Annotated in this window: 1 other annotated feature (running past one end of the window). The window is 52.7% G+C overall.

From position 1 onward, the window contains the following. Positions 1 to 10: 10 nt before the first annotated feature. Positions 11 to 787, top strand: a sequence feature (mutual gap in cmsearch alignment for this rRNA model is longer than 100); it runs 2,311 nt beyond the window's last position.

Genomic DNA, 787 nt, shown 5'->3' with positions numbered 1-787 from the left:
TGGGTTGTGAGGTTAAGTGACTAAGCGTACACGGTGGATGCCCTGGCAGTCAGAGGCGATGAAGGGCGTGCTAATCTGCGATAAGCGCCGGTAAGGTGATATGAACCGCAACAACCGGCGATACCCGAATGGGGAAACCCAGTGTGTTTCGACACACTATCGCAACATGAATACATAGTGTTGCGAGGCGAACCGGGGGAACTGAAACATCTAAGTACCCCGAGGAAAAGAAATCAACCGAGATTCCCCCAGTAGCGGCGAGCGAACGGGGAGGAGCCCAGAACCTGAATCAGTTTGTGCATCAGTGGAAGCGTCTGGAAAGTCGCAGGGTACAGGGTGACACTCCCGTACACAAAGATGCACTTGCTGTGAGTTCGAAGAGTAGGGCGGGACACGTGATATCCTGTCTGAATATGGGGGGACCATCCTCCAAGGCTAAATACTCCTGACTGACCGATAGTGAACCAGTACCGTGAGGGAAAGGCGAAAAGAACCCCGGCGAGGGGAGTGAAACAGAACCTGAAACCGTGTACGTACAAGCAGTGGGAGCACCTTCGTGGTGTGACTGCGTACCTTTTGTATAATGGGTCAGCGACTTATATTCTGTAGCAAGGTTAACCGTATAGGGGAGCCGCAGGGAAACCGAGTCTTAACTGGGCGTTAAGTTGCAGGGTATAGACCCGAAACCCGGTGATCTAGCCATGGGCAGGTTGAAGGTTGGGTAACACTAACTGGAGGACCGAACCGACTAATGTTGAAAAATTAGCGGATGACCTGTGGCTGGGGG

It is taken from the genome of Erwinia sp. ErVv1 (assembly GCF_900068895.1).
GTDB lineage: Bacteria > Pseudomonadota > Gammaproteobacteria > Enterobacterales > Enterobacteriaceae > Erwinia.
The sequence above is the reverse complement of the archived record's forward strand: the minus strand, read 5'-3'. Positions and strand labels throughout refer to the sequence as shown.